The following is a 22,630-nucleotide window of genomic DNA, read 5'->3' as shown; positions in this document are numbered from 1 at the left end:
TCATTTGGCATCCTTTTTAGGAAGAATCTCGCAACTAGCGAGAGGCAACAAAGGTACCACCCAACAAAAATATTGGTTAAATATAACTGAATTGAACTCAATAAATACGGACATGGTCAGCAAAGCACTAGTATAGATGCCAATTTGTTGCTTCATGGCACTCAGAAATACTAGACTCATTACCAACAGCATTGGTAACTTAGCTTTTATACCAACGAAATCAGGATTTGATAATGTAATTAACCCATCTAAGGAAGGAGCATTAACATGTCCGTCTGGATTTCTAGTGGCTGAAAATAGAATCGATTTAAAGAACCCTTCTGCATTCCATAAGATAAATGGTAGTGAGGTTATCCCAGGGATAACAAGTATTAATAACAAAGCGATAAAGGTATCCTTGACAGGATTATCCTCTGATGATTCCCAAGCCCAAATCAGATAAAGTGGTAGTAAAAAGATAGCAATTTGTTTAATTCCTAAAGACAAGCTAAACATCAAAAAAGCTGTCAACTTGTGTTTCGGCAGTAACATCAAGGAAAGAATCAGAAAAAATATGGCTAGGAAATCTAAGTTAGCGTCAATACTAACATAAATTGTCCATCGGTTCAGTAACCAAAATAAAGCAGCAAACCAGGCAAATATAAATAGGTTATGGTTAGACAAATGATAGAAAATAAGACCAGCAATCCCGATATTAACCATTAAAAATATCGGTCGCCATAGGGAAATCCAGTGTGAGTAGTCTTGGAATCCCAATAATTGAGTTAATGCTGAAAGCCAATAAAAAAGGGGGAAATAGGTAGCATACTTCTGATTTTCTCTCATATTTCCCGATAAGACTCTAGCGTAGGGATTTTCCCCCGATAAAATTCGCTTCCCTTCTACCCAGCTATAGTAAATATCGTGTCCCTCAGTGTTATAGTTCCAAACTTGCAAAAGTTTGACATTAATGACAACACCGACAACAGCGATTAAAATTAGACAGATAATTACTAAACTCTTTCTTTGACTCATTATCATCTTCCTTCTTGGTTATTCGTTAATTAACCATTAACGAATAACCTTCAATGATAAGTATTCAATCGAACTTGAGCTCACGGTTTACTTTTTCAGGACGCCCCATCCCAGCTGTGATGGCATAACTTTGAGCCAACAACTGTAACCAAAGCCGTGGATAACGCTTTTCAAGCCAGGGCTGTAACCGTCGAACTAGACTGGGAAACCAACCTTTGAGCAACCCGCTGACCAAGGCATTGCTAGTAAAACTTAAGTAACTGCCTATCCAAAGCAAGAAATCCTTAGCACCAGCCATTTCCAAAATCCAGGGGATGAGGGCAGGGTTTCGCCGAGCTGCTTTGAGTGCCAGTCGATTAAAGGTTAACCAACTGAAACGGTCTTTAATAAACGTATCTGGTACCTCCGGTGGTTCATCTGCCAACAAACCAAAGAAGGTATTGAGCATGGAGTTAATCCGCTGGGGTGGTAGATGACGACCTGTTGGTACCATCATCCCTTGGGAAAAGAGCCAGGTCACAGCAATATTACTTTGATAGGCGCGAATTTGATTTAAATCCTTAACACTCAAAAGATTGTGCCGCAAGGCAGTGTCCAACAGATCGGTTAAGCGATAGAGGTTACGCACTAAGGAACCGAAGCCAGTGAAGACCAAGGGGGACTGAAGGGAAGCAGCATCACCAATGGCAACCAGTCGGTCAAAGGCCACAATGCGATCGCGACTTCCCACCGTAAAATGTCCGGGAATATACCCAAAGGTTGGCTTCTTCCACACCAACTTTTCAATATCACATCTGCGGTATTCCGGTAAGATAGTAAAGAAATCTTCATACATTTCTAATAAAGAGCCGGGATTCTCAGGATGTATCTGATGGTAATGGAACAAATAAATTGTCAATTCCTGACCTGCACCAGGAAACAACTCCCAAATCAGCTGACGTCCCCGGGAAATATCCCCATGACTATTGAGAACATCACCATAATCGGAATCCCACACCTGAGGCTCAAAGCCCTCAATCACAGCCCCTACCGTAGGACAGACACTATTAAATGCCCTACCCCCATTGAGTTGCCAAGCAATTGGTGAAGCCGTTCCCATGGCATCTACTAACAGACGACCACTCGCTTGTCGGTGAGATTTAGTCGGTAAGTGTTGCAACTCCACCACAACTTCCTCTGGGGTGATAGTTGCTTGGATAAACTCTGTCTCATCCCAGATTTCTCCCCCAGCACTGGTGAGCTTTTTTCCACACAGTTGCAAAAACTTGGCAGAATCAATGGCGATATTGAGCACCCTTGGCGTGTGCAATATCGCTGCTTTCAAGTGGGGAGGGTTGTTGCTATCAAAGAACTTATTGAATCCATCAACGTATTCCCTACCAATAATCCCTTCAAACTCAGTTGGGGTAAATAAATCCAAATCAATCAGGCTTTGAAACTCATCCCGTGAAATATTCCATTCCCGGTTCATCCGCCCAAAGGTTAACCGCTCAATCAGCAATACCCGATAACCCCGCTGCGCCATTGTTGCAGCATGGATCACTCCCAAGGCACCACCGATGTAGATTACGTCGTACTTAGAGGTTGAAGGTTCAAGGTTAGATGGTTGTTCACGAACACCGTTCAACTCCTTAAACACTACCTGCTTAGGCTGCTGGGGGTTACGAACCCCCTCACGCCAGCGCTTTTCCCACCAATAAACTCGATTAAGGTCATATTCTCCTCTAGGCATTTTCCGGAAAAAGTGCACAGTCTGAGGATAATAGGGTGCTAATGCTTCAAAGATCGATTGCTCCGATAACTCTACATCCGGTGGTTCTGGATAGTGGTAGGGGAATTGATCCCGAAGACTCTGGGTCAGCTGTCTTAGAATTAGCGTTTCGCCGCTCAGGGGCTTTTCGGACCAACGAAAAGCTTTGAGGTAGGTGGTTCGCTGCACAGACCACACAAAAATCGAGATTTCTGGAATCAAAGATAGGGCAACTGTAGTCTTGTGATTAGAATTCTCATCAGGAGTAGTCTCCCATTGCAGACGGATACCATCTGGCGTGATTATCTTATCCCCGAGCTTAGGCTGCCATTCCTGTTGCAACCATTGGCACACAGTCTTGGTGTCTGGTGTAGGGATTTCTACGTACAGAATCTCTTTCATAGGGGTTATGTGATCACAAATTTCATTAAGAGGAGAGACGGAGGTAATCAGTGATGAAAATACGCTAAGCTTCCAAGTATCGACTTGTTTAATATTCGTAAAAATACTTTACATTGATTTCAGTTTAGTTATAGTCAAGGGTGCCCTTGTTTGTTAGGTATGAATTATCCCATTCCAGCTAGTCCACAAGAAATAGTCGCCCTACGTCAACAACCAGTTGATGAAGAACTGGTGGTAATGGCGATTGCTGGTGTCATTCACATTGCCCGTCAAGAAGGACAGTCTCTTGACGATTTAACTGCCGAAGTCTTAGCAGAAGACGATTGGCTTGATCACTCACAAAGAGTATTACTCAATGACCTGGTTGTCCAAGCCTGGGAGAGTTTGCCTGAATTAGAATGGCAGGCGTCTTAAGCGACGCCCAAGCTGCTTAGGGTAATTGCTACGACTCAAGCCATAACGCATCTACCTTTTTCATCATTGATTGGCATTAGACCTGCCAGAATTAGTAGTTTTGTGATCTTGTTTGCGTCAATTGTTGTTTATGCAAGCTTTTTGCCTGACAACTGCGGCGAAGTCTATTGATTGGCAAATTTCCCCCAGTTAGAAAACTACTCCTGAGTCAAACTAGATCTTCAACAGAACTGATCAATTCCTATTCCCCTTGCCTAGTAGCTTGATCACGCTCTCTTAGCTGCAAGAGAATTTGGGCATGAAATTCCTTGGTGATGGGATAGAAGTAAGCGAGTGCTATACCACCAATCAAGAATAGGGTTGGCAATGGTCCAATAGCGATACGGATGGCTAGCAGTGCGGAATCGGGTTGGGTGGGGACTGGTTGCCCAGCAGTAGATGAGATAAATCCTGACCACTCTAGGGCAATACCGACTAAAAACAGCCCTAGGGCTAAACCAAGTTTTTGCAGCAAAACCATGAAGCCGTAAAATACCCCTTCCCGACGCTGACCTGTGGTCAATTCATCGAGTTCAATCACATCCGGCACCATGGACCAGGGGATCAGATAAGCTACAGAAACCCCAAAACCAGCCATAACAGCTAAACAGTACATTAAGGCAACTTGACCAGGTTGTAGCAAAAATATACCAACTTGAGCGATAACCGAGAGACTAGTTCCCATAAAGTAAGCGGTTTTTTTGCCCAATCGCTCACTGACCATCTTCCAGAAAAACAGCATTAATAAGGCAGTACCTTGAACCGCAAGGGCGACTAAGGGAAAGGTAGACTCGGGCAATCCCATCCAATTGACTACGAAGTAAAGCAGGATAGAACCGATTAACTGGACACCTAACCAGGAACACAGGTAAATACCAATCACATATAGAAAAGGCTGGTTACTGAATACAATCCGCAGTTGCTCAAAATAGGATAAGGAGGCTGAAGTGTCAGCTTCAGAGCGCTCTGTGAAAGCAGAGCTATGTTTCAGGTGGGGTTCTGGGGTAGAAAATATCAGAGTTATACCAAAGACGGTAATTAGTAAACCAAGAAGACTCAGAAAGATACCAGTAATATCAGGGTTGCTAGTGGCACCCAATAATTTGGCAGTAACTGGGATCATCCGGGCAATGCCATATAAAAATGATAGAGGTCCAATTAGGGTGAGCAGAGTTCCTACAGTCTTTTTCTGCTGAGTTCCCAATATAGGCTGTGCACCTCGTTCTTGGATGCGCAGCACACACCAAAATATCGGCAGCACCGCCAGCAAGGTGGTGACTAACCCTAGCACTAGATATTGCTTACCACTATCACCGGCATAGGCACTAAAAATTAATCCCCCTAGAATTAAGGTTAGGATGCTGCCACCGATGGAAAAGGTAAACCGAAAGCTGTTGAGGCTAGTGCGTTCGTTGTAGTCTTGGGTGAGTTCTGGGGTGAGGGCGGTGTAGGGTAGGTTAACTGCAGTGTAGGCAATGTTGAAGAGAATAGCAATCAGAAGATAGTAGCTAAACAGTAACCAGTTATTAATGGTATTGTTATTGCTGAAGTGCGGGACAATCCACTGTAAGAAAAACAGAACACCAAACGGAATTGCCCCAAACAGCATCCAGGGAATGCGACGCCCCCAACTAGAACGAGTGCGATCGCTCATAATCCCAACCATGGGATCATTGATGGCATCGGAAATTTTGCCAATCATCAGAATGCTCCCTGCCAAACCCGCTGGTAAACCAGCCACATTGGTTAAAAATGGCAGGAGGTAAAAGACTAAGAGATTGGCGGTCATGGCTGGACCCATATCTCCAGCACCATAAGCTAGTTTGGTGGTAAAGTTAAGCTTTTCGAGTCCACCGGAGACTTGGGGACGATTACTGGCATCAGAACTAGAAATATCACTCATAACCGATAAGATAATAAAGCTCGTCAATGTGGTGATCAGAATTTTTTTAGCAAAACGAATCACTCACAAGCCATTTCTAACATTAGAATTCTTTTAGAAGTAGGGAACTTGGGAAATTGGGAACAACGACTGGTAATGGTGGAATAGTTTTCGACTTTTGCTAATGGTCTATTCCCTGAGCAATACCTAACCAATATAAATGGCGCGAACTATGTCAGAACTTTACGTCTCCTGGTCAGAGTACTATGAAAAAATTGAACGGCTAGCTGTCAAAGTCTATCAAGCCGATTGGGATTTCAACCAGATTGTCTGTATTGCTAAGGGCGGATTACGGGTTGGTGATATCCTCTGCCGCATTTACAATCAGCCCTTAGGGATTCTGTCTGCTGCTTCGTATACTGGAGCAGACAATCGGATCCGAGGACCGATTACATTTTCGAGCCACCTGGCAATGACGACGGCAAAATTAGGTACTCGGATCCTGTTGGTGGATGATTTAGTGGATTCTGGTATTAGTCTACGAGAGGGGATTAAATGGCTTTATAGTCATTATGGTACAGAAATTGAGGAGATTCGTACTGCTGTGATCTGGTATAAAGGCTGTTCTGTGATTGCTCCTGATTACTATGTGGATTATTTGCCAGATAATCCTTGGATTCATCAGCCTTTTGAACCTTATGAGTCTATGAGTCCAGCTGATTTGGCTCAAAGCTATTTAGTTAGAGAAGTGTGATTGTATCAGGAGAGAGTGAGCAGAGCCAACAGAGGGGGAACAGAAATAGCACAGAACAGAAATAATAGTTGAAAGCAACCTAGACTGAACAGAAGTGATATAATATCGAGACTCGACTACCTTGCTCTACTCAAGCTGGCAGAATTTGAGATTGTCCCAGTAAATGCGATCGCTTTCTGGGGGGAAAGACTGGATAGTTTGGAAATTCTGATCCTAGAGGCAAGTGAGTGGTATTTCGCAATTCCGATGCACCCCAAGGGGCAATACCATGGGGAATTGTGATTGCGGACCTGTGATTAACTTAGCTATTACTTTTAGCCCTCAAAATGTCCTGAAAATGTCATTCATTTTAGGGCTATACAAAGGTAGACGCTTAATTTGGCTGGCCTTAGGCTAGGGTAGCCATAAAAATTTACAGCTTCTCACTAAATCGTGCCGAATTGGCATCATACTATTGGTTAGGCTATCACTGGATAGAGAGGTGACAAGCCATAATCTGATCTACTCAATACCTAGAACTAAATACCTAGAAAAAATGGAAATGTCAACAGTAGAACAAACAGAACAAACGGAAATGTCAACAGTAGAACAAACAGAACAAACGGAAATGTCAACAAACCCTGAAGCAGAAAATAAGAAAGAAAATAAGAAAGGGTTACGAGGTACCCCAGCCCAAGCTACAACTCGTCTGCTGCTACACTTGTGGGATCTAGGGGGATCAAAGCAGGAAGTAAAAAGAAAAGACTTAAGTGACACAGTGAAACTGAATAATGAGAGGTCTGGTGATTATACTGACATCTTTAAAACATTGGAAACAGATGGGACGATCAAGAAAACAAAAAAAGCCCGAATCGAGTATGTGTTTTTGACAGAGCAAGGCTTGCAAGTGCTAGATGCTGGCATCAAAAGCGCTGATTTTGAGTTTGATGGTAGTCTGGTCAGAGCCAAGGATGTCAAGGCTGTTCTAAATTGGATTCGAGAGAGAAGCTCAGTGGCTAAGGTCGTTGAGCCAGGGGCTGATGGGGCGAAAACTGGGGAAAATGCGATCGCTTCTTATGAAACCTTTGAGTCAGTGGTCTTGGAGGTTTACGACAAGCTGAATCAGGACTATAACCTTGATGATCTCGTACCGATTTATCGGATTAGACGGGAAATTGGGGATAGTGTCAGTCGTTCCCAGTTCAATGAGTGGTTGTTGGAGATGCAGGCTAAGGATATTTTGCAACTCCAAGGCGGTAGCTTACCCGATAGCGATCCATCCCAAATCGAAGATTCCATCACAACAGAACTGAGTGGATTACGCTGCTATGCTAAGCGGCTATAATCCTAGGCTGGCCTGGTTATTGCCATAAATCTCTGTTGACTGTTTGTAGCGTTTCCTCACACCAAAATGACTAACAGTTTATCATGACTAATAGTTCCTCTCCCCTTGAACAACCATGACTAATAGTTCCTCTCCCCTTGAAGAACTCCATAATGCCATCAAAAAAGACAACCCTTTTGACAAAGAGCTGGTTGTCAGGAAGAAAAATGTATGGCAACAAGCATTTCCTGACGTTACTTCTATCAATAATCATGCCTCCGAGGCGATTATTGAGGCAGTCAAGCAAGTTCGTAGCCGACAGCGTAACGTTATTGGCATTACCATCAAGGCGGAAAAAGGGTTAGGAAAAACTCATTTGCTCAGTAGGGTTCGCCATCAACTTCAAGATCAGGGAGGTGCTTGGTTTGTATACATGACTGATTATAATGATCTTAATCGGATCAAGCCGGAATTTTTGAAGACCCTGGCATTAAGTCTCAAGGAGGTTGGTAGCCAGGGGGTGAGTCAGTGGCAAGAGTTAGCGACTGCTTTAGCCAATGAGGCGATGCCAACAAATGACACATCTGATCAGTTAGTCAATGTATTTCCCGATCTCTTGGCTAAAAATCCCAAGCTAATTGATGAACTGACTGATAAAGTTCTTGAAATAAAGACCGATATCGATAATCCGGATCTGATCAGAGGAATTTTATGGACATTATCAAAGCAGCATGCCCCTTATGCTATTAACTGGCTGTCTGGGAAAAGTTTAGCCCAGAAAAAAGCTGACGAAATGGAGTTACCCAACGATTCGGAAGATGACAAAGACCATTTCGATATAACTTGTCAGATTTTAGATCTAATTAGTGATTACAATCCCTTGGTGGTATGTTTTGATGAATTGGATAGTACAGAATGTGATGATGCAGGGTTTAACAGAGCACAAGTTATTGCCAACTTAGGAAAAGATTTATACAGTAGGATTAAACGGGGTGTGTTGCTGACCGCTATGTATCCTGACACTTGGACAAATAAAATCAGAACATTAGATTTAAATGAGGCAGTTGTTGACAGAATAGGCGAGCGATTAGTTGAATTAAAGTATCTCAATTATGATCAGATAATTTATCTAGTTTCCCTATGGTTAAAAGCATTTTATGATCAGAATAAACTAACTCCTCCTCATCGGGTTTATCCCTTTACCGAAGAAACACTAAAAGAATTGGGGAAACAACGACCAACAGCAAGAAGGGTTTTAAAATGGTGTCAAACTAACTGGGGATTACCTAATGGTCAGCAAGTTTCCTCCCATAGACCTCCGATAAATCCCGTTAGCTCTGCTTATAATAACGAGATCAAAAATATTGACAATGAAGAGTATATGGAGGATGAGCCTCAACTGACTAACGCTATCAAGTTTGGTCTCAAGCAACTTATAGGACAGATAGTGGCAGGAGTCACAATCGAAAAAATTGAAGCTCCGGTTAAACCCAAAAATAAATACCTAGGGGTAAAGATAGTTGGTAAAGAAGAGGGGAATACGGTCAAAATCGGACTAGGGATCATCCAAACCTCTCGTGGAAATAGTGTAACGGCTGGGTTATCTCATCTTGGGGATTATAAAAAATATGATCTGACCCGTGGTTGTTTAGTCCGCTCTAAACCGATAAGTCGAAAAGCAAAGAAGGCTCAAGAGTGTTTCAATAACTTGAAGGCTAAAGGAGGAAAATCCGTAGAGTTTAAAACAGGGGATGTTAAGCCCTTGATTGCGATTCGCGCTGTTTATGACCGTCGTGAAGACTATGAGTTGAGTGAAGAGCAGATTAAGGATTTTATCTCTAACACAAAGCTAGCTATAGAGAACCGATTACTGCGAGAAATTTTGAGTGATCCATCGGGAGAAATTCCTGAAGAGGCAGTGGATGAAGAGGCGTAAAGTTGGATGATTAACTAAATAGAGCTATATATAACAGGGAACAGGGAACAGGGAACAGGGAACAGGTAACAGGTAACAAAATTATCACAATTAATTAAGTTGGGATTGCTATAGAATTTTTATTTGTAAATGTTAGAGTTAACAGGAGTTACATAGTTGACGCAAGGGATAAAATTGATTGATAGTAAGTGAGCTAGATATTTACTAATGAGTTAGCAAGATAATGAGTCAGCAAGATATAATTTCAATAGCCCTACTTTTACCGGCACCAGATATCGAAGCCTTACTCGAAGGGCGAATAATTGCTGCTATACCTCACTTATTTATCAATCCAGGGCGAAAATTTGTCCTATATCCGTCTAATATATCTAATAATATATCTAATAAGAATATATCCAGTAATCCCCTGTCTCTTGAGCAGTATTATCGCTCTAGTTTTAGAGAAATAGCAAAAAAAAGCCTAGCGGCACTGAATTCTGAGACAGTTTTGATTAAAGCTTGGGCTAGGTGTGAACTTTGCCAACACTTGACTAAAACTGAATCCTTGGATAGCTTACCACCGTTAACGGTATGGACAGCAGAAGGATTACAAGCAAGACTTGAGAAACAGCAGCGTATTTTCCTGGCTTACTTGCGGGTTTATCAGTTTCCTAAAGTGCTTGAAGTAGCTAGAAATAATACTAGTCAGCCCCTTGGGAAGTTTGTTAGTTTAGGTGATAATATTAGGGTTACTGAGGATTGGCCAGTATTAAGCGATCGCATTTTCAGCCAACGCCGACACCAGCTAGAAAATCGACTCCCGCCACTGTATCCGGAATTGGAAGAATTACAGAGTCAAATCGCTAAGCTGGCCATTACTAACCCAGCGGCTGAAGCCCTTGACGAAGATATCAAAAAATTTATAGGCTGGAGTAGCAACAAGCAATTAACCTCATCTAATCCAGATTTAGCTTGGATAAATACCATAGCAGCATTGGGTAATCGCAGCAAAGAGTTAGATCAAGGTAAAACTAATTATCAAGCTGGCACAGATTTTGAAATTATTGTTCGTGATAGCCTTAATTTTCTCGGATTTACCATCGACCCTGCTCACCAAGGTGGTGCTGGTGGTTTAGATTTATACTGCTCAAAACCTTATCCCTTGATGGTTGAGTGCAAGGCTGGGAAAAAAATTCCTAACGGTACGGCAGTACAACTCTTTCATTTAGGAAGGTTACGTTTAAAGAATGAAGAACTACTTAAAGAAACTGCTAAGTTAATCATTGGCCCTGGTGAGCCGACTAAACAACTTATGGATGCGGCTATGGTACATGGTATGGCAATTATTAATCCTGAAACTCTTGAGAAGCTGGTGAAACTCCAAAGCCAGTATCCCAATTCCGTTGATTTAATTATACTAAAGAATTACTTGATACCTGGTCAAGCTGATCAGGAAGTTGAGAAATATATTAATCATATTTCTGAAAAACTGAAATTGCGATCGCATATTGTCCAGCTGGTGAAAAAGCTAATTGACGATAGAGATAATCACACGGTGGGAGTAGAGATGATCTATGGAGCCTATAACTTTTCCAATCCACCGCAGTCCTTGACTCAGCCAGAACTACACGAAATATTGATTGAGCTTTCTTCTCCCTTAACTGGCTACTTGGGGCGAATCAAGGAAACGGATAGTAAAAGTGATTGCTTTTACTTCCTGCGGGACTTGCCCATGGATTAACTAGTGCTTGATCAGGATAGTTTTTTTTATGTGGTGAGGTACATTTTTAGGGAGCAGGGAGCAGGGAGCAGGGAGCAGGGAATAGGCAATAGGCAATAGGCAATAGGCAACCCACCCCTAACCCCTCCCAGGAGGGGAAGGCAATAGGCAATAGGTAAAAAATAATTTGTACATCATTAGCATATAAATAACTATAGTAAAAATCTGCCGGTTTGTGTAACGTTTTCTTTCAAGATTCACAATTTATGCTTGTGAGCAATACCTAAAGCGTGATCAAGTTACCATCGATATCGAACATTATATCTAGCGATTCGCAATGCAGTTTACTTAGATTTTTTTCAAGAGAAAATTGCTCGAATTGCTATTGATAACAATCAGTTAAATTTGCTAATTTTTGATTCAGAAGGAGAATAAATAGTCCAATGGATAGATTAGATGAGTATTCCAGATTAATTCGAGAAATTCTAGAGCGTTACGCTCGGATTAGTTACAGTCACGGCGATATTCAAAGTTATGCCATTGCCGATTGTCTGAACAATCATTTTATGCTGATGGTTGTTGGCTGGGATGGCAAACGTCGAGTCCACGGCTGCATTACGCATGTTCAGATTATTGATGGAAAAATCTGGATTCAACGGGATGGTATCGAAGATGGCATCACAGAAGAACTGGTCGCTGCAGGGATTCCCAAATCAGATATTGTGCTAGGGTTTCACCCACCAGAAGTTCGTCCCCATACTGGTTATGCGTTGGCGTAACGTCACCTTTGGTTAATCCCTTAACTCGCAACAGGGAGATTGCTTTGCAACCCAAGGCTATCGCTTTTTTCACTGGTTATCAGCCAGGGGTTATTTCCAACTCTCATATCAATCCCCCTTCGTCTGATTTCAAGCCAAACTTTGCACTCTCTGTAATCCCTTGCTCTGTCCTTAAAACAGATGAAGGTATTGAGATTTTACTAGTTGACAATTGAATAAAGAAAATGCTATTATCAACGATAAATGACTTAATTGAATATCTAAACTATTGCAAATTAGCTAATTGAAAATACTGCTAATTTGCAATAGCCCAACGCTATATAGTAATCAGATTTATCAAAAACTTAAATGGCGATTGGTCTGTGGCTAGGCTACGGGAAGGCTTAGCTCATTGCTCAATAATAGTACATTTGTATTAAAGTGTTGCTTCCTAGCTCCTGTTTTCTAATCAGCATCCATTTTTGGTCTCAAAATTTTTAGCCAGTCAATTTTTATGCATTATTCTTGGGTTAGCAAGTAGTAAAGTAATGTCAACCATCTGCGCCCAAACTTAAGTCAATGCCAAGCCATCGGCACTTTCAAGAGTCTGCATCTTGACCCAAAGTTCCCTCTCAAGACTAAAATCATCTTGAGGAATTGACTTTTTGGCTCCTTGCCCCAATGGTGAAATTGTGAACCCCTTGATGAAGAGCAATGAGTGAATCTGAAAACCCCAATAACCTTCCCCTGCCTGAGTATACTACCGAAATGGATAACCAGGATACTAAGAAGCAAGATCAGCAGCAGACCGACCATAACCCAAAAATGCTCAGCTTCGCACCAGTAGCTGATGATTTCGCAATCGTATCTGATGATATAGATAATCTTATTGAACAGTCAATACTAGAACAGACTATAGAATCACTGCTTACCACCATGGCATCATCAGTTACAGAAGCCCATACTGATGGCACAGATGATACTGATAACACTGATGATACTGATAACACTGATATTGACACTGAGATAGCTGATGTTTCTGAAGAACAGTTAGCCAAGGATGGTGAATGGTTTGCCTTATCTCAAAAACTGCGCTTGGACAATCATCGCTTACAGCAGCAAGTGACTCAGCTGCAGCAAGCACTCCAGGAAAAACAGCAGGAGTTAAACGGACAAGCTAAGCAATTGCGAGAGTACGACAAACTCCTGTCCACAAAAGATCTGGAACTCAATACAGTTCAAGAGCAATTAACCCGTTTGTTCCACACTCTAGAATCATCCCATCAATCCGGTCAACGCCAGCAAATTTTGGTCGAAACCTTATCAGAACAGTTACAAAGCTCTCAGGATCAAGTTGCCAGACTCGAACAGGACTATTCCCAAACCCAGCAGCGCTACAACGAACAATCTCATCAGCTGGTGCAATTGAAAGATACCTGTCGAGAACTTAGAACCCGTCTATACCGACAACAACAGCAAACCTTGCAATTTAAGGTAGCCTTAGAAAAGTGTCTGGAAATGCCTGCCTCTGAGAGTTCTGTAGTACAACAGCAAGAGAGTCGGAGCATCATTGCTCAGCAATCTCTGCTACAAAAAGCCCAGCCAATTAGACCCTGGTCTGCTGACCCAGAGTTATTTGCAGAAGAATTTATTTTCAACAGTACTGGTAATTCTCCTTCCCAGTCTGAATCTACCACAGAAGCGTTATCGGTTGACAGCAGCCAACCTAACCAAACTGATCCGATATCCCCAGCAGATGCTTCGGCATTAGGTGAAACTCAGGGAATATCCCCTGAAAATGTCACAGCCAAAGAATTAGAAATAGCACAACAGTTAATTGAGCAAATGTCTGCGCTGGCAGAGGAATTTGGGTTGTCCGAGTTGCCATCAGAGTGGGCTGATACCAAAGTCGATGGCACATCAGAACTAGAAACCACACTCTTAACCACTAACTTAGATGAATCTGACCAAACCGTTGTATTGGTTAGTGAGCCTGAGGAAACCATTAGGTCAGAGCATACTCAGACTTTGGAGCCTGAAGCACATCCATCGAGTCAGGAATTGCCAGAAGATATCATAGAGGATCAGTCACAGTCAAATCAAACCAATGACCTATTTCCGTCTCAGGGTCAGTCGCCATCACCAGTACTCTATCCCCTACGTCCCTCCAAAGGTCGCAAATCCTTAGCGTCTATTGAATTACCAAGGTTTCCCCGTTATCGCTCTTCCTGAGACTGACCCATAGATTAGGTTCGATGACACAAGAGTTTCACATACTGATATATTAAAGAATTTAAAGTTCTGTAACCTCTGGCGCAAGACTATCAAAACCCTGCGGTAAACTAGCCCTTGATCCTTAAAATTCCCTGTCGTTTGCCTGAAACGCCCAAAGATCGAACCTAGGCAAAGATAATCCTGGTGGAATCATCGGGAATATCCCCAATTTTCCCAAGGAGACAGGTAAGCGGTTTTTCCGCAATGTCCGATAAAAAAATGTAGGAGTTCTTAAATCAATGTCTCATAGCGTTAAAATTTACGATACCTGTATTGGTTGCACCCAATGTGTTCGGGCTTGCCCTCTAGATGTATTGGAGATGGTTCCCTGGGATGGCTGTAAAGCTGGTCAGATTGCCTCTTCTCCTCGTACAGAAGACTGTATTGGTTGCAAACGATGCGAAACTGCTTGTCCTACTGACTTCTTGAGCATCCGGGTTTACCTGGGAGCTGAAACAACTCGCAGCATGGGCTTGGCTTACTAAGCATTAACCTAGCAATCTATCCAATGTTGACGGTTGACCGTTGATGGTCAACCGTTGACGGTCAACCGTCAACACAGGACACTCCACTCTTACCATGGCTATAGTTTGAGTATTATGCTTACTTACTAAACTCAACACTATGTGTGGAATTGTCGGCTATATCGGTCCGCAAATCGCTACAGAAATTTTAATGGCAGGATTAGAGAAACTCGAATATCGAGGCTATGATTCTGCTGGAATTGCTACAGTTTCGGAAGGTGAGGTTCATTGTGTACGTGCTAAGGGAAAATTGCACAATTTGCGCGAAAAACTGGTACAAATCGAAAACCAGGCACGTATTGGCATTGGACACACCCGCTGGGCAACCCATGGTAAACCGGAAGAGTATAATGCTCACCCCCACATGGATATGGCAATGCGGGTGGCAGTGGTACAAAATGGCATTGTTGAAAACTACCGGGAATTGCGGGAAGAATTAATCCAGCGCGGACATGAATTCCGCTCCGATACCGATACGGAAGTTATTCCCCATCTAATTGCTGAGTGTTTACAGCAAAATTCTGATTCTTCCTCTTCCTTCTTCTCTCCTTTCTTAGAAGCAGTGCGGCAAACGGTGAATCGATTAGAGGGAGCTTTTGCCCTAGCTATCCTTTGTGCTGACTATCCTGATGAATTGATTGGAGTGCGGCAACAGGCTCCTCTGATTATTGGGTTTGGTCAAGGGGAATTTTTCTTTGGCTCAGATACCCCAGCATTGTTACCCCATACCAGGGCAGTATTGAACTTAGACAATGGGGAAATCGCACGGTTAACTCCCCTAGGCGCAGAAGTTTATGACTTTGAGGGTCGTCGGTTGAATAAGTTCCCCCGTACCCTCAGTTGGAATCCCTTTCAAGTGGAAAAGCAAGGATTCCGACACTTTATGCTTAAGGAAATTTATGAGCAACCAGGGGTAGTGCGCAACTGTTTCGAGCGGTATCTCAATAGTAATTGGCATGCTAATCCTACACAGACAGAGGCAGACCTGGCTAATTCCCCAGTTCAGTTAGGCATACCGGAGTCACTGTATGAGGATGTAGAACAGATTCAGATTCTGGCGTGTGGGACTAGTTGGCACGCTAGTTTGGTGGGTAAATATTTGTTGGAGCAGTTGGCAGGAATTCCCACCATGGTGCAGTATGCATCTGAGTTTCGTTATGCACCAGGTCCGTTAACTAAGAATACCCTAACCATTGGGGTAACTCAGTCTGGGGAAACTGCTGATACCCTAGCAGCACTGGAGATGGAAAAACACCGTCGCAGTGGATTAGACCCTCTGTATAAGCCCCGACTGCTGGGAATTACGAATCGACCAGAAAGTTCTTTGGCTCAGTTGGTGCCTGATGTGATTGATACCCAGGCAGGGATTGAAATTGGGGTGGCGGCTACTAAAACCTTTGTGACCCAGTTAGTGGCATTTTATTGTCTAGCCCTAGAGTTAGCCTATCGACGTAATACTCTCGCCCCTGAAAAAATCCAAGCAATTATGGCAGACTTGCGGCAATTGCCTACTCAGATTGAGCAGGTGCTGGAAAGTCAAGAAAAGTATATTGAAGAATTAGCCCATGACTTTGCGGAAACCCAAGACTTTATCTTTGTAGGACGGGGGATTAATTTTCCGATTGCTTTAGAAGGGGCGCTGAAACTTAAGGAAATTAGTTATATTCACGCTGAAGGCTACCCAGCTGGGGAAATGAAGCATGGTCCGATTGCTCTGCTGGATGCTAAGGTGCCTGTGGTTGCGATCGCAATGCCTGGTACTGTCTATGAGAAGGTAATTTCTAATGCTCAGGAAGCTAAGGCTCGGGATGCTCGGTTGATTGGGGTGACACCGAGCAATGGCAAAGAGGCGATGGATATCTTTGATGATTTGTTGCCTGTACCAGAAGTGGAGGAGTTGCTTTCACCCATTCTGGCAGTGATTCCGTTGCAGTTGTTAGCGTATCACATTGCGGCAAGGCGAGGCTTGGATGTGGATCAGCCTAGGAATTTGGCTAAGTCGGTGACTGTGGAATAGATTTTTTGTTGACTGCTCAACGGTGTTGCTTAAACCCATCGACTAGTTAGCATTTGTCAATGCGATCGCATTTTGTGTAGGCATTTTGCGATCGCACTCCCTCCCTCAAATTAACCAAATTAGGACTTGCCCATCACGTCGGTACAGTTGAGGAAAAACTATGACCGTTACGATACCCATCAAAGCGATCCAACTCACACCCGGTAGTGCTATCACTATAGATAACCTTAAATGGCAAGACTTTGAAACAATTCTTGACGAACTTGGGGAAAAGCGACGAGTTCGGCTGACCTACTATCAAGGAAATTTAGAAATCATGTCTCCCCTTGCCATTCACGAAAGACCCCACCGGATTATTGCCGATATTATTAAAGCCATATTAGACCTACAGGAGCGTGACTGGGAAGATTTTGGTTCAACTACCTTTAAACGTCCTGAAATTGCTGGTGTTGAACCGGATACCTGTCTGTATATTCAGAATGCTCCTCAAATGCGAGGCTGTACTCACATTGACTTAGACATTTATCCACCGCCAGACTTAGCTATAGAATCTGATGTTACTTCAAAAACAACTCTTGAGGTTTATGCAGCTATTGGTGTTCCTGAAGTATGGATTTATAGTAAACAACAACTTAAACTTTACATCATCAAAGATGGAAATTATCAAGAAACGTCGCTCAGTCCAACCTTTCCTAATTTATCCTTAACTACACAGATTCCTAAACTCGTAGAACAGGCAATTAATCAAGGAACAAGCAGAATGTTACGGGAATTAAAAAGTCAATTTTTTAATTCCAAATAGGTCTTACTTATTGCTAAGCAATTCCATCACCCCCCCCCACCTGCCATCCTTTATATCCGTTACCCACTATTGCCAATTATTCCTCAGGCACACAAGTCCCAACTAAACAAGCTCGATCCAAATTAACACCACTCAAAGAAGCTCCATCCATCTCAGCACAAAGCAAATTCGCACCACTGAGATTACTACCAGATAAATTAGCTCCACGCAGATCAGCTTCTTCCAGATTTGCTTGACTTAAGGTTGCCCCTTGTAAATCTGCCTGAGACAAATCCGCTCCCTTCAAATTGGCACTATTAAGATTAGCTCCTCGCAAATCTGCCCCTCGCAAATCTACCCCTTGCAAATTCACCCCCATCAAATTGGCACCACTTAAAAAAGCACCGGTAAAGCAAGTCTGACTCAACTTAGCCCCCATCAAATTAGCGCCTCGGAGATTACCACCCCGTAAGTCCGCACCACTCAAATCCGCCTGCATTAAGTTAGCACCAAGCAAATTCGCCCGCAAGTCAGCAGATTCCAGTTTGGCACCGATTAAGTTAGCACCATCGAGACGAGCACCATTCAAATTAGAGCCAGAAAAATTCACCCCCACAAGTGTTGCACCAGCAAGATTAATTTTTTCCAATTGGCTACCGGAAAGATCCTCATCTTCCAAATCGGCTCCTGGCAGTTGCTTTACTTTCCCCGCCCGAATTGCTTCAATCTCCATCAACTAGCTAACCTTGAACTGTTCATCCTTCACCCTACCCTACACCAGACCCCTGGGCAAGAACAACCTTGAACTGTTCAACCTTGGCCAAAAGGCTACGCAATCGCGTTCAACCCTCTAAGCTTGAACTGTTCAACCTTGGCCAAAAGGCCACGCAATCGCGTTCAACCCTCTAACCTTCAACCCTCTAACCTTGGCCTTTGGCCACGCTACGCGAACATCCTTCAACCCTCTAACCTTGGCCTTTGGCCACGCTACGCGAACAACCTTTAACCCAATAACCTTTAACCCAATAACCTTCATCCTTCAACCGTTACTCTTTCCTCAGATAAGGAATCAAGCAACCACATCCCTGAAGCAATTTTAGGCTGATTAGCCTGCAAACTCATACCCTGCTGCATTCCCATCACTATCAGTCCCAGGGTTTCCACTAGTTTAGGGTCAAAGGCTTTCCCTGACAATTCCTGACAGCTTCTTAGGGCAACAGACAGAGCATCGTCCTGAGATTTATAGGTATTGAGTTGCTGCTGAAAATAAGCGATCAGCCTCAAAATCCTCGATTCTAAGGGAATGTTATCGTAAGCTAAGCCATCCGGTTGTCCTGAACCATCCCAGGATTCGGTTTGGTGGGTAATAATGTTAGCGACAGCCTGCAATCGAGGCATAATCCGTAACACCGATCCCCTCGGAAGAGATTCCTGCTTCTCGATCACCTCTTTCTGAGCAGCTGACTTAGGGGGTAGTTCTATCTTGACCCCCTGCAAGGGAGATAGACGGTGCAAGAGTGCTGCCAGACTTAAACGTTTGAGTTGCCATGCTGGTAAATCCAGCAACTGCCCGATAGTTTCAGACAAGGTTTTTACCTCAGCGCCAGCGTTAGGATTGATAGCATCCGCTTGGTCAATTAGCTGAGCCATACGCAAGAAAGCCTGCATTTCATTAGAAACGAGGTTATCGTCTAACACCTGAGCTTGGCTAGGTGAGGTATGGGGCGGTAACTCTTGTTGACCCTTCTGAAGATAGTTCACTACCCGATTCACCACTGCCCCAAGAGGTGCGACCCGTGGCTTAGTGCTGTGGATAATCTGTTGAAGTTGTGCAGTTAAGCTGGCTTGCAAGTCTGGGTTATAGTTACCAATGTGAGCGATCGCAAACTCCACGGTCTCCTTGACCAAGTCTGGCTCAAATGTCCAGAATCCGTAGAATTTGCGCTCTCGATCCTGCTCTGGCAAGCCTTGAGTGCCATAATCCGACTCAGATAATTCTTGACATAACACCATTGCTGTGTATGTCTCGGAAATAATAATCAAGTGCCACTCTTGAGCGACAGGATCGGAGGACTCTAAACTAACTAGGGCAACATTCGATCGCTGACTGGTGGGATGTTCAGCAAAGCCAGCATCCGGTGCGGCTAGGATTACCACCTGAGATGATTTTACCGCTATATCACCATAGCGTTCAGCTTCCTCAAGATACCATTGGCCCCGCTGGAAGGCCGTAATCATTAGTGGAGCACTTTCAGACTCTAGGATAAAGTCTTCTAGGGCATGGCACAGCGATACTAAGGTATTTTTGTAATAAACTCCAAAGCTTAAAGGTTTTTTGGTGCCGCGATGGGCTTGTTCTAGTTTTTGTAATATCGAACCTGAGCGCATGGTTACTAAAAAATTGTTAATTAAATTTTGTTATTTAAACTTGTTAATTTAATTTGGCCATTATCCCGTTCTAGTTACTTAAACTTACTAGTTTTTTTTCTTGGTATTTATTTTGTACTATTGGGGCAGTTAGGGCTGCTTCTAATGGAGCAACTCCTAGTCTTTCTTCAAGGATTTTCATCACTTCACGCCCAAAATCATTAGAATTTTGCCGCCAAGCTTCTAGACAAACTTTACCAAAGAAAGACCCTAGGGGTTCGGGATTCCATAGGAGTTTCTTGGCTGTCCAGGGCATCAAACTCATGGGATCATAGTCCCGGTTGAGGATAGTTTTGTCAAAGGCGTACTGTTCTAAATGGGTATGGGGTTGTAGACCAATGAAGAAAATGGCTGGTTCAACTTTATCCCTACCAAATATTTGCTCTAGTTCCCGGTGATAGGCAATAGTCTGACGAATGGTATCAAAGGTTTCATCGATCACATTGAAAGAATAGTTGACGGAAACTAGGTCATTGAAGCCAGCTGCTTTTAAATCACGACAGTTTTGCAGTACGGTGCGTAGGTTATAGCCCATGCGCATTTTCCGCACCAGTTCCTGAGAACCACTGGTAATTCCGATTTCAAAGTAATTCATCCCGGTTTTTACCATCAGGTCGCATAATTCTGGGGTAAGATTGTCTGCCCGAATGTATGCTGCCCAGTTAATGTCGCTCATGCCAGCATCAAGGATTTTCTGCAACAGTTCAACGGCATCACCAATGAATTTTTTGGCAGGAATGAACTGAGCATCAGTGAACCAGAATTTGCGGATGCCTCGGTCATAGAGTTGGCGCATTTCTGCGACCACTTCATCTGCCGGGTTAATCCGTACCTGTTTGCCTTCTACAACGGTATAGATACAGTAGCAGCAGTTATGGGGACACCCACGCTTGGTTTGAACTCCAATGTAAAAGTCGTTCTGTTGGAAGTAATAATCAAACCTGGGCCAGATGGTTTGAATATAGTCGTAGTTGCAAGCAATTTTTTCAATGGGAGTGGGAGACTCATGGATCATGCGATCGCGTGGCTTAGCTTGCCCTACCACATAACACCGTTGATCATCGAACTCCTGACCCTGGAGAATTTTCGTGAGTAAGGTTTCCCCTTCTCCAACGGAAACGATGCTTCCAGTTGGCAGTTTATTTTCCAACTGCTCATAGAATACACTAACTGCTCCACCCCCCACAATCAGGCGAGCGTCTGGGTTATATCGTTTAGCTCGTTTGAGTCCTTGTTTGATTAACCCCAAGTTCCCCCACAGTTCCCCATAGTAAGACGCCGCTAAACGCAGACCCCCCAGCGCTCCCCGTAATTTCACGAAGGGATTGCCAGCATAGTAAAACTCAAAGGCATTTTGGAGCGGGTTACCACCCCTACCACCCACTGGAGCATAGATTTGAATGTCGCGCCAGGAAAATACCAACAGGGTTGGTTTAAACTGGTCTATTTCAGTATCCAAGGCCCTGGCAAAGTCTAGGGGAGGTACAGTTCCCAAGTCAAAAATGCGCTGTTCTACACCTGGGAACTGTTTATGAACATGGTCAGCTAAATAAACCACCCCGATCGGAAAGATTGGATTACACGGAAGGCGAACATATAGTATTTTCTGTTCCATTGGTAACTGTTTATAGTAATGATTTTTGGTTATTATAAGTTTTTTTTATCAGGAAGCTTAGTTTGGGTTATTCTTGACCAATTCCGTTACCGTAGCGTGGCCAAAAGGCCAATGAAGCTCAAGATTTCAAGGCAGATCCATACCTAGAGTTATACACAGATTCATGTACCGCCGTTTTCTCTACTTTGAGACTACGGCGGGCAGAACCTACCAAGGGTGGGCAAGAATTATGAAATTGGTGTTTACATATCTTTACTTTAGCAAAATTAGGGATTTACCTCAACCTTATGGTATTTTTGTGTATAGGGATCAAAAATAAGCATCAAGTCATCTAATAGCGTAAAGTACTATAATAGGCTTTATACAGTGAGCATTAGACCTGAGTTATGCTGAATATCGCAAAAAAAAGCGAATAATCCTAAATAATACCAATAATTAGCAGAGCGACGCTGTTTGGTCGGTGAGCGGCTGAGTTGAACTTCAATGATTAGTAGCCGTGTTTACAACTCGCCGGGATCATAAATGCTACCTTGGTGTTTGTAATAAATTAATCTTTAGAGAATAAATACAGCCGTTATGACACAAATTTTTGATCCTGTTCCTTCAGATAGCCAGGATTCACTTCTGTGCTGCTATGTGAATGCCACTAGCCAGATCCAGATTGCTAGAATAACTAATATACCTAACTGGTACTTTGAAAGAGTTGTTTTCCCAGGGCAGCGCTTAGTTTTTGAAGCACCGCCACAGGCTCTTCTAGAAATACATACAGGGATGATGGCAAGTTCTATTCTCTCAGATACCATCCCTTGTCACCGCTTATTGGTTAGCCAAAGTGGTAATGCTTATGGCTATGCTGTTTCCGCCCAATCAGCCGAACCTGCTGATATCAAACCACATCCAGAAACAGTTGATACTCCAAGAGTGTTACCTGAAAAATTGCCTAGGCTGGTTAGCGCGGTTTAGCTGTCCGGCAAAATTCATCCCACACCTAATGCTGCGCATTAGGTGTGGGATGAATTTTGCACAGGGTATGCATGGAAT

18 protein-coding genes and 1 pseudogene are annotated in these 22,630 nt (G+C 43.2%); 12 read left to right on the top strand and 7 right to left on the bottom strand.

Translation table 11 applies throughout. The features are described from left to right. Both AC4II3_RS15950 and AC4II3_RS15945 read right to left on the bottom strand, forming a co-directional pair. Nucleotides 1–1,014 (bottom strand): hypothetical protein, encoded by a 1,014-nt coding sequence (locus AC4II3_RS15950; RefSeq protein WP_488008243.1) that lies wholly within the window; start codon nt 1,012–1,014, stop codon nt 1–3. A 64-nt stretch (nt 1,015–1,078) separates the two neighbouring features. Further along, entirely contained in the window at nt 1,079–3,166 is a 2,088-nt protein-coding gene (locus tag AC4II3_RS15945) for an NAD(P)/FAD-dependent oxidoreductase (RefSeq protein WP_488008241.1), read from the bottom strand. 159 nt (nt 3,167–3,325) lie between these two features. On the opposite strand from AC4II3_RS15945, the gene AC4II3_RS15940 reads away from it, so the two are divergent. Further along, a complete protein-coding gene (locus AC4II3_RS15940) occupies nt 3,326–3,580 on the top strand; it encodes a hypothetical protein (protein WP_293018179.1) in 255 nt (84 codons plus the stop codon). Nucleotides 3,581–3,821: 241 nt separating this feature from the next. Here AC4II3_RS15940 and AC4II3_RS15935 read toward each other — a convergent pair whose 3' ends face one another. Next, entirely contained in the window at nt 3,822–5,522 is a 1,701-nt protein-coding gene (locus AC4II3_RS15935) for an MFS transporter (protein WP_488008238.1), read from the bottom strand. Between the two features lie 211 nt (nt 5,523–5,733). Between AC4II3_RS15935 and AC4II3_RS15930 the strand changes: the two genes are divergently transcribed. From AC4II3_RS15930 to psaC, 8 genes and pseudogenes are all read left to right on the top strand, one after another. Then, nucleotides 5,734–6,255: a phosphoribosyltransferase gene (locus AC4II3_RS15930; protein WP_488008250.1), complete on the top strand. Its 522-nt coding sequence runs from the start codon at nt 5,734–5,736 to the stop codon at nt 6,253–6,255. Between the two features lie 535 nt (nt 6,256–6,790). Beyond that, nucleotides 6,791–7,579, top strand: coding sequence for a hypothetical protein (locus AC4II3_RS15925; protein ID WP_490722841.1), 789 nt, complete (start codon nt 6,791–6,793; stop codon nt 7,577–7,579). A gap of 115 nt (nt 7,580–7,694) precedes the next feature. Next, entirely contained in the window at nt 7,695–9,494 is a 1,800-nt protein-coding gene (locus tag AC4II3_RS15920; protein WP_488008234.1) for a hypothetical protein, read from the top strand. Between the two features lie 223 nt (nt 9,495–9,717). Beyond that, on the top strand, nt 9,718–11,214 hold the full coding sequence (locus AC4II3_RS15915; protein ID WP_488008232.1) for a DUF1802 family protein: 1,497 nt from the start codon (nt 9,718–9,720) through the stop codon (nt 11,212–11,214). Nucleotides 11,215–11,508: 294 nt separating this feature from the next. Further along, nucleotides 11,509–11,628 (top strand): annotated as a pseudogene (locus tag AC4II3_RS15910) (element excision factor XisH family protein); the annotation flags it as partial. An 8-nt stretch (nt 11,629–11,636) separates the two neighbouring features. Then, nucleotides 11,637–11,972 carry an element excision factor XisI family protein gene (locus AC4II3_RS15905; RefSeq protein ID WP_488008230.1) on the top strand — a complete coding sequence of 112 codons (336 nt, stop codon included), beginning with the start codon at nt 11,637–11,639 and terminating at the stop codon, nt 11,970–11,972. A gap of 693 nt (nt 11,973–12,665) precedes the next feature. Further along, complete coding sequence (locus AC4II3_RS15900; RefSeq protein WP_488008228.1) at nt 12,666–14,183, top strand: hypothetical protein; 1,518 nt, start codon at nt 12,666–12,668, stop codon at nt 14,181–14,183. Between the two features lie 281 nt (nt 14,184–14,464). Then, nucleotides 14,465–14,710 carry a photosystem I iron-sulfur center protein PsaC gene (gene psaC, locus AC4II3_RS15895; RefSeq protein ID WP_015145320.1) on the top strand — a complete coding sequence of 82 codons (246 nt, stop codon included), beginning with the start codon at nt 14,465–14,467 and terminating at the stop codon, nt 14,708–14,710. A 3-nt stretch (nt 14,711–14,713) separates the two neighbouring features. On the opposite strand, the gene AC4II3_RS15890 is transcribed toward psaC, so the two are convergent. Beyond that, nucleotides 14,714–14,845: a hypothetical protein gene (locus tag AC4II3_RS15890; RefSeq protein WP_490722840.1), complete on the bottom strand. Its 132-nt coding sequence runs from the start codon at nt 14,843–14,845 to the stop codon at nt 14,714–14,716. A gap of 4 nt (nt 14,846–14,849) precedes the next feature. Here AC4II3_RS15890 and glmS point away from each other — a divergent pair, with 4 nt between their 5' ends. Beyond that, nucleotides 14,850–16,766, top strand: a complete 1,917-nt coding sequence (glmS, locus tag AC4II3_RS15885; RefSeq protein ID WP_488008225.1) for a glutamine--fructose-6-phosphate transaminase (isomerizing) — start codon at nt 14,850–14,852, stop codon at nt 16,764–16,766. A 160-nt stretch (nt 16,767–16,926) separates the two neighbouring features. After that, complete coding sequence (locus AC4II3_RS15880; protein ID WP_488008223.1) at nt 16,927–17,568, top strand: Uma2 family endonuclease; 642 nt, start codon at nt 16,927–16,929, stop codon at nt 17,566–17,568. Between the two features lie 76 nt (nt 17,569–17,644). Here the strand turns inward: AC4II3_RS15880 and AC4II3_RS15875 are convergent, their stop codons facing one another. From AC4II3_RS15875 to AC4II3_RS15865, 3 genes are all read right to left on the bottom strand, one after another. Continuing rightward, nucleotides 17,645–18,280 (bottom strand): pentapeptide repeat-containing protein, encoded by a 636-nt coding sequence (locus tag AC4II3_RS15875; RefSeq protein WP_488008221.1) that lies wholly within the window; start codon nt 18,278–18,280, stop codon nt 17,645–17,647. Nucleotides 18,281–18,579: 299 nt separating this feature from the next. Next, nucleotides 18,580–19,935, bottom strand: coding sequence for a DICT sensory domain-containing protein (locus tag AC4II3_RS15870; protein ID WP_488008219.1), 1,356 nt, complete (start codon nt 19,933–19,935; stop codon nt 18,580–18,582). Nucleotides 19,936–20,005: 70 nt separating this feature from the next. Beyond that, complete coding sequence (locus AC4II3_RS15865; RefSeq protein WP_488008217.1) at nt 20,006–21,589, bottom strand: photosystem II high light acclimation radical SAM protein; 1,584 nt, start codon at nt 21,587–21,589, stop codon at nt 20,006–20,008. Between the two features lie 576 nt (nt 21,590–22,165). On the opposite strand from AC4II3_RS15865, the gene AC4II3_RS15860 reads away from it, so the two are divergent. Next, on the top strand, nt 22,166–22,552 hold the full coding sequence (locus AC4II3_RS15860) for a DUF1830 domain-containing protein (protein WP_488008215.1): 387 nt from the start codon (nt 22,166–22,168) through the stop codon (nt 22,550–22,552). The last annotated feature ends 78 nt before the right edge of the window (nt 22,553–22,630 follow it).

Source organism: Moorena sp. (genome assembly GCF_982860115.1).
The sequence above is the reverse complement of the archived record's forward strand: the minus strand, read 5'-3'. Positions and strand labels throughout refer to the sequence as shown.